Here is a 14,303-nt window from a genome sequence, read left to right on the forward strand (position 1 = left end):
AAAACGAAAAGCAAGCGAAATTTTAGGCATATGCATAAAAAAAACGTTCATCGTTTAAACGATGAACGTTTCTTCTATATATAGGTACTACTTTTGAATTGTTGCAACCGCGCCCGCACCAACTGTACGTCCGCCTTCACGAATCGCGAAGCGTGTTCCTTCTTCGATTGCGATTGGGTTGATCAGTTCAACAGTAACAGTGATGTTATCACCAGGCATAACCATCTCTGTACCTTCTGGAAGGGAGATGATACCCGTTACGTCAGTTGTACGGAAGTAGAACTGTGGACGGTAACCTGTGAAGAAAGGCTTATGACGGCCACCCTCTTCTTTAGTTAGAACGTAAATTTGTGCTGTGAAGTTCGTGTGTGGTTTAACTGAACCTGGTTTCGCAAGTACTTGTCCACGCTCGATATCTTTACGGTCTACACCACGAAGCAAAGCTCCAATGTTGTCACCAGCTTGAGCGGAATCAAGCAATTTACGGAACATCTCTACACCAGTTACGATGCATTTACGAGTTTCTTCAGCGATACCAACGATTTCAACTTCTTCTTGTACTTTAACAGTACCACGCTCAACACGACCAGTTGCAACTGTTCCACGACCAGTGATTGAGAATACATCCTCAACTGGCATAAGGAAAGGCTTGTCAGTTTGACGCTCAGGAGTTGGGATATAAGTATCAACTTGTTCGAACAACTCGATGATTTTGTCAGCCCAAGGACCTTCTGGGTTAGCAAGAGCTTCACGAGCTGCACCACGGATGATTGGAGTATCATCGCCTGGGAACTCATATTCGTTAAGAAGGTCGCGAACTTCCATCTCAACCAATTCAAGCAACTCTTCGTCTTCAACCATATCACATTTGTTAAGGAATACTACGATGTAAGGTACGCCTACTTGACGGGAAAGAAGGATGTGCTCGCGAGTTTGCGGCATAGGGCCGTCAGCTGCGGATACAACCAGGATCGCTCCGTCCATTTGAGCAGCACCAGTGATCATGTTTTTAACATAGTCAGCATGTCCTGGGCAGTCAACGTGTGCGTAATGACGGTTAGGTGTTTCGTACTCAACGTGAGCTGTGGAGATTGTGATACCGCGCTCGCGCTCTTCTGGTGCTTTATCGATTTGGTCGAATGCTACTGCAGCTCCACCGTATCTTTTGGACAGTACTGTAGTGATAGCAGCTGTCAAAGTTGTTTTACCATGATCGACGTGACCGATAGTACCGATGTTAACATGCGGTTTGTTACGTTCAAATTTAGCCTTTGCCATTTTAAACGATTCCTCCTTAGAGTGACTAATAGTTTTATATTAAGCGCCTTTGCCTTTTGCAATAATTTCTTCTGCAATGGACTTAGGTACTTCTTCATAATGTGAAAGTTCCATGGAGTAAACACCACGGCCTTGTGTTCTCGAACGAAGTGTTGTGGAATATCCAAACATTTCGGACAAAGGCACCTTAGCACGGATGATTTGCGCGCCATGACGGTTATCCATACCTTCAATACGTCCACGACGGGAGTTAAGGTCACCCATAACATCGCCCATGTACTCTTCTGGTACAGTAACTTCAACCTTCATGATTGGCTCAAGAAGAACCGGTTTACATTTTTCTTTAGCTGCTTTAAGTGCCATGGAACCTGCGATTTTGAACGCCATTTCATTGGAGTCAACATCATGGTAAGATCCATCAACAACTGTAGCTTTGATATCCACGAGCGGGAATCCTGCGATTACACCATTCTTCATGGACTCTTCGATACCAGCTTGAATAGGTGCGATATATTCTCTAGGAATAGATCCGCCCACTACTTTGCTTTCGAAAATGAAACCTGTACCAGCTTCTTGAGGTTCAAACTCAACCCAACAATGTCCGTATTGACCACGACCACCGGATTGACGAACGAATTTACCTTCAACTTTAGCTGATGCACGGAACGTTTCACGATAAGCTACTTGCGGTTTACCAACATTGGTTTCTACTTTGAACTCACGAAGCATACGGTCAACGAGGATCTCAAGGTGAAGCTCACCCATACCTGCGATGATCGTTTGTCCTGTTTCTTCGTCTGTGGAAGCACGGAAAGTCGGATCTTCTTCAGCAAGTTTTTGCAATGCGATACCCATTTTATCTTGGTCGGCTTTCGTCTTCGGTTCAACAGCAAGCTGGATAACCGGTTCAGGGAAGACCATTCTCTCAAGAATAACTGGATTTTTCTCATCACAAAGTGTATCACCAGTCGTTGTATCTTTCAATCCAACGGCCGCGGCAATGTCACCAGCGTATACAATGCTGATTTCTTGACGGCTGTTCGCATGCATTTGCAGGATACGACCAACACGCTCACGTTTTCCTTTAGTCGCATTGGACACATAGGAACCGGAGTTCAAGGTACCAGAGTAAACACGGAAGAACGTAAGACGACCAACGAAAGGATCTGTCATGATTTTAAATGCAAGCGCTGAGAAAGGTTGATCATCAGCAGACTTACGAACCACTTCAGTACCATCGTCAAGTACACCTTTAATGTCAGGTACATCAAGAGGTGATGGCAGGTAACTAATTACCGCATCCAACATCAATTGAACACCTTTGTTTCTGTATGAAGACCCTACGATAACTGGGAAGATTTTCACTTCACAGACACCTTTACGCAGAGCTGCTTTGATTTCGTCAACAGAAATTTCTTCGCCTTCAAGATACTTCATTGTAAGCTCTTCATCGAGCTCAGCAACTTTCTCAATCAATTCCAAACGAAGTTCTGCAACTTGATCTTTGAACTCAGCAGGAATCTCGATTTTCTCGATATCCTTACCAAGGTCGTCTTTGTACATATAAGCAACTTCATCAACCAAGTCGATGATGCCTTTGAATTCATTCTCAGCACCGATTGGAAGTTGAATAGCCACTGCATTTGCACCAAGCTTTTGACGCATGGATTCAACAACTTGCAAGAAGTCTGCACCGATGATATCCATTTTGTTTACGTAAGCAATACGTGGAACGTTGTATTTATCAGCTTGTCTCCAAACTGTTTCCGATTGAGGCTCAACGCCCTCTTTCGCACTAAATACACCAACTGCTCCATCCAACACACGAAGGGAACGCTCTACCTCAACGGTAAAGTCAACGTGTCCCGGGGTATCAATAATATTGATGCGGTGACCTTCCCATTGCGCAGTTGTAGCGGCGGAAGTAATCGTGATTCCGCGCTCTTGTTCCTGCTCCATCCAGTCCATCGTAGCTGCACCTTCGTGCACTTCTCCGATTTTGTGAACTTTACCTGTATAGTACAGAATGCGCTCTGTTGTTGTCGTTTTACCAGCATCGATATGAGCCATGATCCCGATATTACGTGTGTTTTTTAAGGAGAACTCTCTAGCCATAGGTCGTTATGTCTCCTTTCTGAAATTGATTTATAATTCTACCAACGATAGTGAGCGAATGCTTTATTAGCTTCAGCCATTTTGTGTGTATCTTCACGTTTCTTAACGGAAGAGCCTGTGCTGTTGCTAGCATCGATGATTTCATAAGCCAATCTTTCTTCCATCGTCTTCTCACCGCGTAGACGTGAGTAGTTAACCAACCAACGCAAGCCTAATGTCGAACGACGATCAGGTCTTACTTCGATAGGCACTTGATAGTTTGCTCCACCAACACGGCGAGCTTTAACTTCTAGTACTGGCATAATGTTTTTGATAGCAGCTTCAAACACTTCCATCGGCTCTTTACCTGTACGATCTTTCACGAGGTTAAAAGCGTTGTATAGAATGGTTTGTGCTACCCCTCTTTTTCCATCAACCATAATGCGATTGATAAGACGAGTAACTAGTTTGCTATTATAAATTGGATCTGGCAATACGTCTCTGCGAGTAACTGGACCTTTACGAGGCATAGTTATCCCCCTTTCTTATAAGAATCATCCCTGATTATTATCTCTTATTTTTTAACTTTCGGACGTTTAGTACCGTATTTGGAACGGGATTGCTTACGGTTGTTAACACCGGAAGTATCCAGCGCACCACGCACGATGTGATAACGTACCCCTGGAAGATCTTTAATTCTACCTCCACGGATCAATACAACACTGTGTTCTTGCAGGTTGTGACCGATACCTGGAATGTAAGCTGTCACCTCTACGCGGTTCGTTAAACGAACACGTGCATATTTACGAAGTGCGGAGTTAGGCTTCTTAGGAGTCATAGTACCTACACGCGTGCAGACACCACGTTTTTGAGGTGCACTCAAATCCGTTGCTTCTCTTTTCAAAGCGTTAAAACCTTTTTGCAAAGCTGGTGATTTAGACTTATCCACCTTCGCTTGACGACCTTTACGTACTAGTTGGTTAATTGTTGGCATATCGCCACCTCCTCCCTACATTCATAACATGATGTTCTTCTTGCAAGCCCACAGATCCAGGCGAGTCATAAATGAGCAAAGAGAAAGTCCTTGCCATGGATAGCTGCAAAAGTCACTAGAACTGATTAGGCTATAACCACTAACAAAAACGTCTTTAGCGCTTATTCATTTACAACAGCTGCTACCGCAGCTCCAACTTCAATTCCACATGCTTTACCTAGCATTTTCATAGAATCCACATAGGTAACAGGTACACCCTTCTGCGTACAGAGAGTTACCAGATTTATCGTCAATCGCGGATCTGCATCTTTGGAAACAAAAACTTCGACTGCCTTACCTTGTTCGACTGTTTTTGTAACTTTCTTCGTACCTACACTTATATTCTTTGCCTGTTTGACTTTATCATAAGACATAAGGCACCCCCTTCAAAGAAAGGAAAGAATATCAACTTAGGCACACTCCGATATATTAGCACTTTGAACTTCTGCTGTCAAGGAATAACTTCTAATATTTTATTATTCTTACTAGAATAGTAAAAGTATATCAAAAGGGACAGCACACTTTATTATAAAGTGGCTATCCCTCATGATTACATAGCAAATCTATTCAACAGTGACAGTCTCTTTTTCAAGATCTTCATCTTGTACAAGCACTTCGTTCGGATCCGTAATACGGATATTCCGGTAACGAGGCATACCCGTACCTGCAGGAATAAGTTTACCGATAATAACGTTCTCCTTAAGACCAAGTAATTGGTCAACCTTGCCTTTAATAGCTGCATCCGTCAAGACACGTGTCGTTTCTTGGAAAGACGCTGCAGATAGGAAGGAATCAGTCTCTAGGGACGCTTTCGTAATACCGAGCAAGATAGGTCTTGCAACAGCAGGCTCGCTACCAGCGAACAAGGCAACTCTGTTGGCTGCTTCATATTCATGAATGTCTACGAAGGAACCAGGAAGAAGCGTTGTATCTCCAGCGTCAACGATACGGATTTTCCGCAACATTTGGCGAACCATAACTTCGATATGTTTATCGTTAATTTCTACCCCTTGGTTACGATATACGCGTTGTACTTCTTGCAGAATGTAGTTCTGCACGCCGCGAATACCTTTGATGCGGAGCATTTCTTTCGGATCGATAGATCCGTCTGTCAGCTCATCTCCAGCCTCGACTTGTTGATTCAGTGAGACACGGACACGTGATCCGTAAGGAACCGCATAAACCTTGGATTCCGCTTCCCCTTGGACTTCGATCTCACGACGGTCCTTAGCTTCACGGATTTCTTTGACAGTACCATCAATTTCGGAAATGATCGCTTGACCTTTCGGATTCCGAGCTTCAAAGAGCTCTTGAATACGCGGCAAACCTTGCGTAATATCATCGCCGGCAACACCACCGGTATGGAACGTACGCATCGTCAACTGTGTTCCTGGCTCACCAATGGATTGAGCAGCGATAATACCAACTGCTTCACCAACCTCAACAAACTGGCCAGTAGCTAAGTTACGACCGTAACATTTCTTACAAACACCATGATTGGTGCGGCAGCTAAGAACGGAACGAATTTGAAGTTTCTCGATACCTGCTTCAATAATTGTATCCGCAATACCCGATTCGATAAGTTCATTGCGTTGAACAATGACTTCACCAGTTTTCGGATGACGAAGGGTTTCATAAGCATAACGACCTTCAATACGGTCATAGAGATCTTCAATAACCTCTTTACCATCTTGAATTTTGCTAACCATGAAGCCTTTATCTGTTCCACAATCATCTTCGCGAACAATAACATCTTGTGCAACGTCAACGAGACGACGAGTCAGGTAACCGGAGTCAGCTGTACGTAGCGCTGTATCGGCAAGACCTTTACGCGCTCCGTGCGTGGAAATAAAGTACTCCAAGATTGTCAAGCCTTCACGGAAGTTCGATTTAATTGGCAACTCCATAATTTTACCGGATGGATTCGCCATCAAACCACGCATACCGCCAAGCTGTGTAATCTGAGATTTATTACCCCGGGCTTTGGATTCAACCATCATGCTAATAGAGTTGTATTTATCAAGGGATTTCATCAAAATATCTGTGATTTCATCCTTCGCTTTACTCCAGATCGCAATAACACGGTCATAACGCTCTTCATCTGTAATCAAACCACGGCGATATTGGTTCGTAACAACACGTACTTTCTCTTCACATTCTTTGAGGATTGCTACTTTTTCAGTAGGAACGACAACGTCAGAGACAGCTACGGTAATACCCGCTTTGGTGGAGTACGTGAATCCAAGCTCTTTAATTTTATCAAGGATCATGGACGTTTGAGTTGTGTGGTATTTACGGAAACACTCAGCAATGATCGAACCGAGATATTCTTTACCTACCGCTTTGTTCTCTTCACGTTCCAACATAATAGCTCTAAGATCAGCACCTTTTTCGAAAACAAAGTGAGCATCAGGAATTCCGCTCAATAGGTTCGTCTTCGTTGGTTCATTAATGAATGGGAAGTCGCTAGGGAAAATCTCATTCATAATGATTTTACCGATCGTCGTGATCAAAATTGCATTTTGCTGTTTCTCAGTGAAACTAACTTTGTTCAATGCTTTTGCAGGAATAGCAACCCGTGCGTGCAAGGCCATTTTGCCCGATTGGTAGGAAGAAACTGCTTCATGCACTGTTCTAATAATAGAACCAGCACCTTTAGCGAATTTGTTGTCTGTTGTTAAATAGAAGCTCCCCAGAACCATATCCTGTGAAGGCGTAACAACAGGCTTACCGTCTTTCGGATTCAAGATGTTACCTGACGCCAGCATGAGCAAGCGAGCTTCGGCTTGAGCTTCAGAAGACAATGGTACGTGAACGGCCATTTGGTCACCGTCGAAGTCAGCGTTGTAAGCTGTACAAACGAGCGGATGAAGCTTAATAGCGCGGCCTTCAACCAGAATCGGTTCAAAAGCTTGAATACCAAGTCTATGCAGCGTAGGGGCACGGTTCAGAAGAACCGGGTGCTCCTTAATTACTTCTTCAAGAACATCCCAAACATCTGGACTTACGCGCTCAACTTTACGCTTTGCACTCTTGATGTTATGGGCTAAACCTTTATTTACAAGCTCTTTCATCACGAAAGGCTTGAACAACTCAAGTGCCATTTCCTTCGGAAGACCACATTGGTACATCTTCAGGTTAGGACCTACAACGATAACGGAACGACCGGAATAGTCAACACGTTTACCGAGCAAGTTTTGACGAAAACGTCCTTGTTTACCTTTCAGCATGTGGCTGAGGGATTTCAAAGGACGGTTACCAGGGCCTGTTACCGGACGACCGCGACGACCGTTGTCGATAAGAGCATCAACCGCCTCTTGCAGCATCCGTTTCTCATTTTGAACAATGATATCTGGAGCGCCCAGGTCGAGCAATCTTTTTAAACGGTTGTTACGGTTGATAACGCGGCGATACAGATCATTCAAGTCAGAAGTCGCGAAGCGGCCACCATCAAGCTGTACCATCGGACGAAGCTCCGGAGGGATGACAGGAAGTACATCCAGTACCATCCAACCCGGTAAATTTTTCGAGTTACGGAAAGCTTCCATAACTTCCAAACGCTTAATCGCACGATTACGACGTTGACCTTGCGCTGTTTTGAGTTCTTCTTTGAGTGTATCTACTTCACGCTCGATATCAATGTCGATTAGAAGCTTTTTAACGGCTTCCGCACCCATACCCGCTTGGAAAGCATAACCGTACTTCTCGCGATAGCTCCGGTATTCCTTCTCGGAAAGCAGTTGTTTCTTCTCCAAAGGTGTATCCCCTGGATCAGTTACCACATAGGAAGCGAAGTAGATAATTTCCTCCAACGATCTTGGAGACATATCTAGTGCAAGCCCCATACGGCTTGGAATGCCTTTGAAGTACCAAATGTGAGATACCGGAGCGGCAAGTTCAATATGACCCATGCGCTCACGACGTACCTTTTGACGTGTTACTTCAACGCCACAACGGTCACAAACAACGCCTTTATAACGAACTCGTTTGTATTTACCGCAATGACATTCCCAATCTTTAGTAGGCCCGAAGATCTTTTCGCAGAAAAGACCTTCTTTCTCAGGCTTTAAGGTTCTGTAGTTAATCGTTTCCGGCTTCTTTACTTCCCCACGGGACCAAGAGCGAATTTTATCGGGTGATGCCAAGCCGATTTTCATAAACTCGAAGTTGTTAACGTCCATCAAGGAGCAACCCTCCTTTAAGAATTTAAACCCACTATGCAGTGAATCGTTCTCGATCTATTGTGGTATTCTTTATTCGTTGACTCCTAATTCAGAGCCCTCTAAGTTTAGGTTTAATTTATCGCTAGTGACTTCGTCGTCATCGTCGGCTTCTCTCATTTCGATCTCTTCTTCGTCGCCGGACAGGATTTTAACATCCATACCTAAGCTTTGAAGCTCTTTGATCAAAACTTTGAATGATTCAGGAACACCTGGCTCTGGAACATTCTCGCCTTTAACGATAGACTCATATGTTTTCACACGGCCTACAACGTCATCGGACTTCACTGTAAGAATTTCTTGCAGTGTATAAGCAGCTCCATAAGCCTCGAGTGCCCATACCTCCATCTCCCCGAAACGTTGTCCACCGAACTGCGCTTTACCACCCAGCGGCTGCTGAGTAACAAGGGAGTAAGGTCCTGTTGAACGGGCATGGATTTTATCATCAACCATGTGCGCCAGTTTAATCATGTACATGACGCCTACAGTAACTTCGCGTTCGAAAGATTCGCCTGTACGACCATCGTACAGAATCGTTTTACCGCTACGCTGCATACCTGCTTCTTCCATCGCATCGAACACGTCATACTCACGCGCTCCATCGAATACTGGCGTTGCAGCATGGATACCCAGGTATTTGGAAGCCATACCTAAGTGAACTTCAAGCACTTGACCGATGTTCATCCGTGAAGGAACCCCTAGTGGATTCAATACAACTTCAACCGGTGTACCATCTGGAAGGAAAGGCATATCTTCTTCCGGAAGAATACGTGCAACTACCCCTTTGTTACCGTGACGTCCTGCCATTTTATCGCCTTCGGAAATTTTCCGTTTTTGTGCGATATAGACACGAACGAGTTGGTTCACACCAGGAGGCAGCTCATCGCCATTCTCACGAGTAAATACTTTCACATCTACAACAATACCGTCTGTACCATGCGGTACGCGAAGGGATGTATCACGAACCTCACGAGCCTTCTCACCGAAGATCGCATGCAGCAATCTTTCTTCCGCCGTCAGTTCTGTTACACCTTTAGGTGTTACTTTACCAACAAGGATATCGCCTGCGCCGATTTCGGCACCGACACGGATAATACCGCGCTCGTCAAGATTTTTCAGTGCATCTTCCCCAACGTTCGGGATATCACGTGTGATTTCTTCAGGTCCCAGCTTCGTATCACGAGCTTCGGACTCGTATTCCTCGATGTGAATAGAAGTGTATACATCTTCTTTCACAAGCTTTTGGCTTAGCAAGATCGCATCCTCGTAGTTGTAACCTTCCCAAGTCATGAAGGCTACGACAACGTTACGTCCAAGCGCCAATTCACCTTGTTCTGTTGAAGGTCCGTCTGCAAGAATATCGCCCGCTTTAACCATTTGGCCTTTTTTGACAATCGGACGTTGATTGATGCACGTTCCTTGGTTAGAACGCATGAATTTGTGAAGTTTATATTTGACGATGTTGCCGCTAACTAACTTGCCATCGACCAATTCTTGGCGACGCAGCCAAATTTCATTCGCAGCAGCTTTCTCAATAATTCCATCGAATTTGGAGACAATACATACTCCTGAGTCTTTAGCGACCTTATGCTCCATACCTGTTCCTACAAGAGGTGCTTTCGGGATCAAAAGCGGAACCGCTTGACGCTGCATGTTTGAACCCATAAGCGCACGGTTGGAGTCATCATTTTCAAGGAACGGAATTAACGCCGTTGCCACGGAAACAACTTGCTTCGGAGAAACGTCCATGTAATCGACACGTTCAACCGGAAGTGTTAAGTTGTCATCCTTATAACGAACGATAATTGCGTCTTCAACGAATCTATTATCTTCCGTCAATTGTGCATTCGCCTGAGCAATAACATAGTTATCCTCTTCGTCTGCTGTCAGGTAAGCGATTTGGTCAGTTACAAGTCCTGACTTCGGATCTACCCAACGATATGGCGCCTCAATGAAGCCATACTCATTAATACGAGCAAACGTAGACAAGGAGTTGATTAAACCAATGTTCGGTCCCTCTGGCGTCTCAATTGGACACATACGGCCATAGTGAGAGTGATGCACGTCACGAACTTCCATACCTGCGCGCTCTCTCGTCAAACCGCCGGGTCCGAGTGCAGACAGACGTCTTTTGTGCGTCAATTCAGCAAGTGGATTCGTTTGGTCCATAAACTGAGAAAGTTGTGAGCTACCGAAGAACTCTTTGATCGATGCGATAACAGGTCGAATGTTGATTAACGCTTGTGGCGTTATCACATTCGCGTCTTGAATCGACATACGCTCACGAACAACACGTTCCATACGGGAAAGACCAATACGGAATTGATTTTGCAGCAATTCACCTACAGAACGAAGTCTACGGTTACCTAAGTGGTCAATATCATCCGTATTTCCGATACCGTGAAGCAAATTGATGAAATAGTTAATGGATGAAATAATATCGGCAGGCGTGATGTTTTTGACAGTTTTATCAATAACACCGTTAGAAATAACTTTAACGACCTTGCCCTCTTCTGTTGGTGAATAAACGTTGATGCACTGAACTGGAATCGTATCCGCGCCCGTTACACCTTTAGGAATCGTAAATTCTTTATACCCTGCACCTTTTTCAATAAAAGGAAGGATTTCATCTAAAACACGACGATCAAGCAATTGCCCTGCTTCAGCAATGATTTCTCCAGTCTCGGAGTCTACCAATGTTTCAGCCAAACGTTGATTGAACAATCTGTTTTTGATGTGAAGTTTTTTGTTAATTTTGTAACGACCTACATTGGCCAAATCGTAACGCTTCGGATCAAAGAAACGAGCAACGATCAAGCTTCTAGCATTATCTAGTGTAGGAGGCTCGCCCGGACGAAGACGCTCATAGATTTCGATTAACGCTTTTTCCGTAGAATCCGTGTTATCTTTATCGAGCGTATTACGGATGTATTCATTGTCACCCAGCAAATCCAAAATCTCAGCATCTGTACCAAATCCTAATGAACGAAGAAGGACAGTTACTGGAATTTTACGCGTACGATCGATACGAACATAGATGATATCTTTCGCATCAGTCTCAAGTTCCAACCAGGCTCCACGGTTCGGAATGACGGTTGCGGTATATGTTTTTTTGCCGTTTTTATCCACTTTCGTGCTATAATAAACACTGGGTGAACGAACGAGCTGGGAGACGATTACACGCTCCGCACCGTTAATAATGAACGTTCCCGTGTCAGTCATGATAGGGAAATCCCCCATGAACACTTCTTGTTCTTTGACCTCACCGGTTTCCTTATTAATCAAACGGACTTTGACTCTTAACGGCGCCGCATAGGTTACGTCGCGTTCTTTGGATTCATCAACTGAATACTTAGGCTCTCCTAAGCTATAGTCAATAAACTCCAGTACTAGGTTACCTGTAAAATCCTGGATCGGAGAGATATCCTGAAACATCTCGCGAAGTCCTTCTTCCAAAAACCACTCATACGATTTTTGCTGGATTTCAATCAGGTTTGGAATGCCCAGCACCTCATTAATTCGTGCATAAGTCCTGCGTTTACGTCGTCCAAATTGAACAAGATGTCCCGCCAACTTTCATTCACCCCTCAACTCTACTCAATAAATAAAAAGAAGAAGAAAAACTTCTACCGACGTACACTCAGGACGCCTCCGTTAGTGGAGCCCGTCCGAATTAAGCGACTGTATGAAGGAAGGTTTTTCCCTGTAATCAATAAGACTTTTCCAAATATTTCTTCCCATCCTGTTAGAGTTTCCTAAAATTCAAACATTATACGTTACAAGTTCAAATTTTATTCATCCAGGAAGAAAAAAACACTTGACATTTTTGTTAACTAAAGACATGTGTCCCATCTTAATACTGACATTTTTTAATAATACCACATGTGAAATGTCAAGTCAAACAAATTCCCTCGATTGTCAACAAAGACTTCATCCCACTTCAATAAGCTTTCGATTACTTCGTGGCTTTGAGAATTTTGTACCCTTTATCTTTGGATACCTCTGTAACTTCACTGTACAAAGACTCGAGTTTTTTCATAGCCGATGGAGCACCCTGCTTTTTCTGAATAACAACCCAGATAGACCCGCCGTCAACTAAGCAATCATAAGCATCCGTAAAGATGCGATGAACGACTTCCTTGCCGGCACGAATCGGCGGATTGGTTAAAATCGCGTCAAATCGCTGCCCCTTCACTTGTTCCAAGAGATCACTTTGGAGGATGGTCACATTCGTAATTCCGTTACGCTTCGCATTATCAGCTGAAAGCTCGATTGCTCTCTCATTGATGTCGACCATTGTCACATGCCCTTTTGGACACATGACAGCAGCGCTTAGCCCAATAGGACCATACCCACACCCTACATCAAGAACCTTAGCATCCTCGCGCAGCTCCATAGTTTCAATTAAATGCTTACTACCATAATCGACACCTTTTTTTGAAAAGACACCCGCATCCGTCAGGAACGTATATGTTTTACCACGCAGCACTTCCTGCGTAGTGTGGACATCTCTTTTAACCGTCGGTCGCTCCGTATAGTAATGCTCTGACACGTTATGAATTCCTCCTTCACTTTTACCTTTAGGAAAATCAAATAACGAGAGCGTTCCTAAGGCTTTCCTAAGGGTAAAAACCTAAACTTATAACGGTTAAAAAAACCTCTTGAAGTCAAGCTTCAAGAGGTTTCCTATTGAAAGATTACTTAACTTCTACGGAAGCGCCAGCTTCAGTAAGCTTAGCTTTAACAGCTTCTGCTTCTTCGGAGCTAACTTTTTCTTTAACTGCTTTAGGAGCTCCATCAACCAAGTCTTTCGCTTCTTTCAGGCCAAGACCTGTGATTTCACGAACTACTTTAATTACGTTGATTTTGGATGCGCCAGCGCTAGTCAAGATAACATCAAACTCAGTTTGAGCTTCTTCAACTGCTACTGCTGCGCCACCGCCAGCTGCTACTGGAGCTGCTGCTGTTACGCCAAACTCTTCTTCAATTGCTTTAACCAGGTCGTTCAATTCCAAGATTGTCATGCCTTTGATTGCTTCTAGGATCGTTGCATTGTTGCTCATGGTTAAACCTCCATTATCATTCATATATTTTGTGGTTGTTGTTGTAAAACAAAATTAAGCTTGACCTTCAGCTTCTTTTTTCTCAGCAACTGCTTTAACAGCAAGTGCAAAGTTACGAACTGGAGCTTGAAGAACGCTAAGCAACATGGAGAGAAGACCATCTCTGGATGGAAGTTCAGCAAGTGCTTTGATTTGATCGTATCCAACTACGCGGCCTTCGACCACGCCGCCTTTTACGCTCAATTGTTCATTCTTTTTCGCAAATTCAGTCAAGATTTTCGCTGGAGCGACTAGATCGTCATTGCTGAAAGCAATAGCAGTTGGACCTGTTAGGTACTCATCCAATGCGCTTAAATCAGCATTTGCCGATGCGCGTCTAGCCAACGAGTTCTTGAGAACTACGAATTCAATACCAGCTTCGCGCAAGGTTTTGCGCAGCTGCGTTACTTGAGCTACGTTCAAACCGCGGTAGTCTGCTATGATTGTAGAAGCACTAGCTTTAAACTTTTCAGTTACTTCAGCTACTGCCTGTTCTTTCTGTGCAAGAATTTTCGCGTTTGCCATAGTACACCTCACTTCTTATGCATTTATCTTTCAAGATCGCAAACAGTAGGA

At 44.0% G+C, this 14,303-nt stretch carries 10 protein-coding genes; all 10 read right to left on the reverse strand.

What is annotated here, in order from left to right; genetic code table 11:
* Positions 1–87 precede the first annotated feature (87 nt).
* Complete coding sequence (tuf, locus tag QFZ78_RS21220; RefSeq protein ID WP_047683193.1) at positions 88–1,278, reverse strand: elongation factor Tu; 1,191 nt, start codon at positions 1,276–1,278, stop codon at positions 88–90.
* A 39-nt stretch (positions 1,279–1,317) separates the two neighbouring features.
* Positions 1,318–3,393: an elongation factor G gene (gene fusA, locus QFZ78_RS21225; RefSeq protein ID WP_307550509.1), complete on the reverse strand. Its 2,076-nt coding sequence runs from the start codon at positions 3,391–3,393 to the stop codon at positions 1,318–1,320.
* A 38-nt stretch (positions 3,394–3,431) separates the two neighbouring features.
* Entirely contained in the window at positions 3,432–3,902 is a 471-nt protein-coding gene (gene rpsG, locus QFZ78_RS21230) for a 30S ribosomal protein S7 (RefSeq protein ID WP_028557499.1), read from the reverse strand.
* 44 nt (positions 3,903–3,946) lie between these two features.
* Positions 3,947–4,366, reverse strand: a complete 420-nt coding sequence (rpsL, locus tag QFZ78_RS21235) for a 30S ribosomal protein S12 (RefSeq protein ID WP_028557500.1) — start codon at positions 4,364–4,366, stop codon at positions 3,947–3,949.
* 161 nt (positions 4,367–4,527) lie between these two features.
* Entirely contained in the window at positions 4,528–4,779 is a 252-nt protein-coding gene (locus tag QFZ78_RS21240; RefSeq protein WP_307550510.1) for a ribosomal L7Ae/L30e/S12e/Gadd45 family protein, read from the reverse strand.
* Between the two features lie 189 nt (positions 4,780–4,968).
* On the reverse strand, positions 4,969–8,589 hold the full coding sequence (rpoC, locus tag QFZ78_RS21245; RefSeq protein ID WP_307550511.1) for a DNA-directed RNA polymerase subunit beta': 3,621 nt from the start codon (positions 8,587–8,589) through the stop codon (positions 4,969–4,971).
* 69 nt (positions 8,590–8,658) lie between these two features.
* Positions 8,659–12,198, reverse strand: coding sequence for a DNA-directed RNA polymerase subunit beta (gene rpoB, locus QFZ78_RS21250; RefSeq protein ID WP_307550512.1), 3,540 nt, complete (start codon positions 12,196–12,198; stop codon positions 8,659–8,661).
* A 382-nt stretch (positions 12,199–12,580) separates the two neighbouring features.
* A complete protein-coding gene (locus QFZ78_RS21255; RefSeq protein WP_307550513.1) occupies positions 12,581–13,177 on the reverse strand; it encodes a class I SAM-dependent methyltransferase in 597 nt (198 codons plus the stop codon).
* A gap of 145 nt (positions 13,178–13,322) precedes the next feature.
* A complete protein-coding gene (rplL, locus tag QFZ78_RS21260) occupies positions 13,323–13,688 on the reverse strand; it encodes a 50S ribosomal protein L7/L12 (RefSeq protein ID WP_029196469.1) in 366 nt (121 codons plus the stop codon).
* A 54-nt stretch (positions 13,689–13,742) separates the two neighbouring features.
* A complete protein-coding gene (rplJ, locus tag QFZ78_RS21265; protein WP_307550514.1) occupies positions 13,743–14,252 on the reverse strand; it encodes a 50S ribosomal protein L10 in 510 nt (169 codons plus the stop codon).
* Between the last annotated feature and the right edge of the window lie 51 nt (positions 14,253–14,303).

Origin of the sequence: Paenibacillus sp. V4I5 (genome assembly GCF_030817255.1) — a bacterium.
GTDB lineage: Bacteria > Bacillota > Bacilli > Paenibacillales > NBRC-103111 > Paenibacillus_E.

What these genes read in the sequence shown, in the direction of transcription:
- rplL (WP_029196469.1), bottom strand. Translation starts at nt 13,688, where the DNA reads ATGAGCAACAATGCAACGATCCTAGAAGCAATCAAAGGCATGACAATC.
- rplJ (WP_307550514.1), bottom strand. Translation starts at nt 14,252, where the DNA reads ATGGCAAACGCGAAAATTCTTGCACAGAAAGAACAGGCAGTAGCTGAA.
- rpsL (WP_028557500.1), bottom strand. Translation starts at nt 4,366, where the DNA reads ATGCCAACAATTAACCAACTAGTACGTAAAGGTCGTCAAGCGAAGGTG.
- QFZ78_RS21240 (WP_307550510.1), bottom strand. Translation starts at nt 4,779, where the DNA reads ATGTCTTATGATAAAGTCAAACAGGCAAAGAATATAAGTGTAGGTACG.
- rpsG (WP_028557499.1), bottom strand. Translation starts at nt 3,902, where the DNA reads ATGCCTCGTAAAGGTCCAGTTACTCGCAGAGACGTATTGCCAGATCCA.
- tuf (WP_047683193.1), bottom strand. Translation starts at nt 1,278, where the DNA reads ATGGCAAAGGCTAAATTTGAACGTAACAAACCGCATGTTAACATCGGT.
- fusA (WP_307550509.1), bottom strand. Translation starts at nt 3,393, where the DNA reads ATGGCTAGAGAGTTCTCCTTAAAAAACACACGTAATATCGGGATCATG.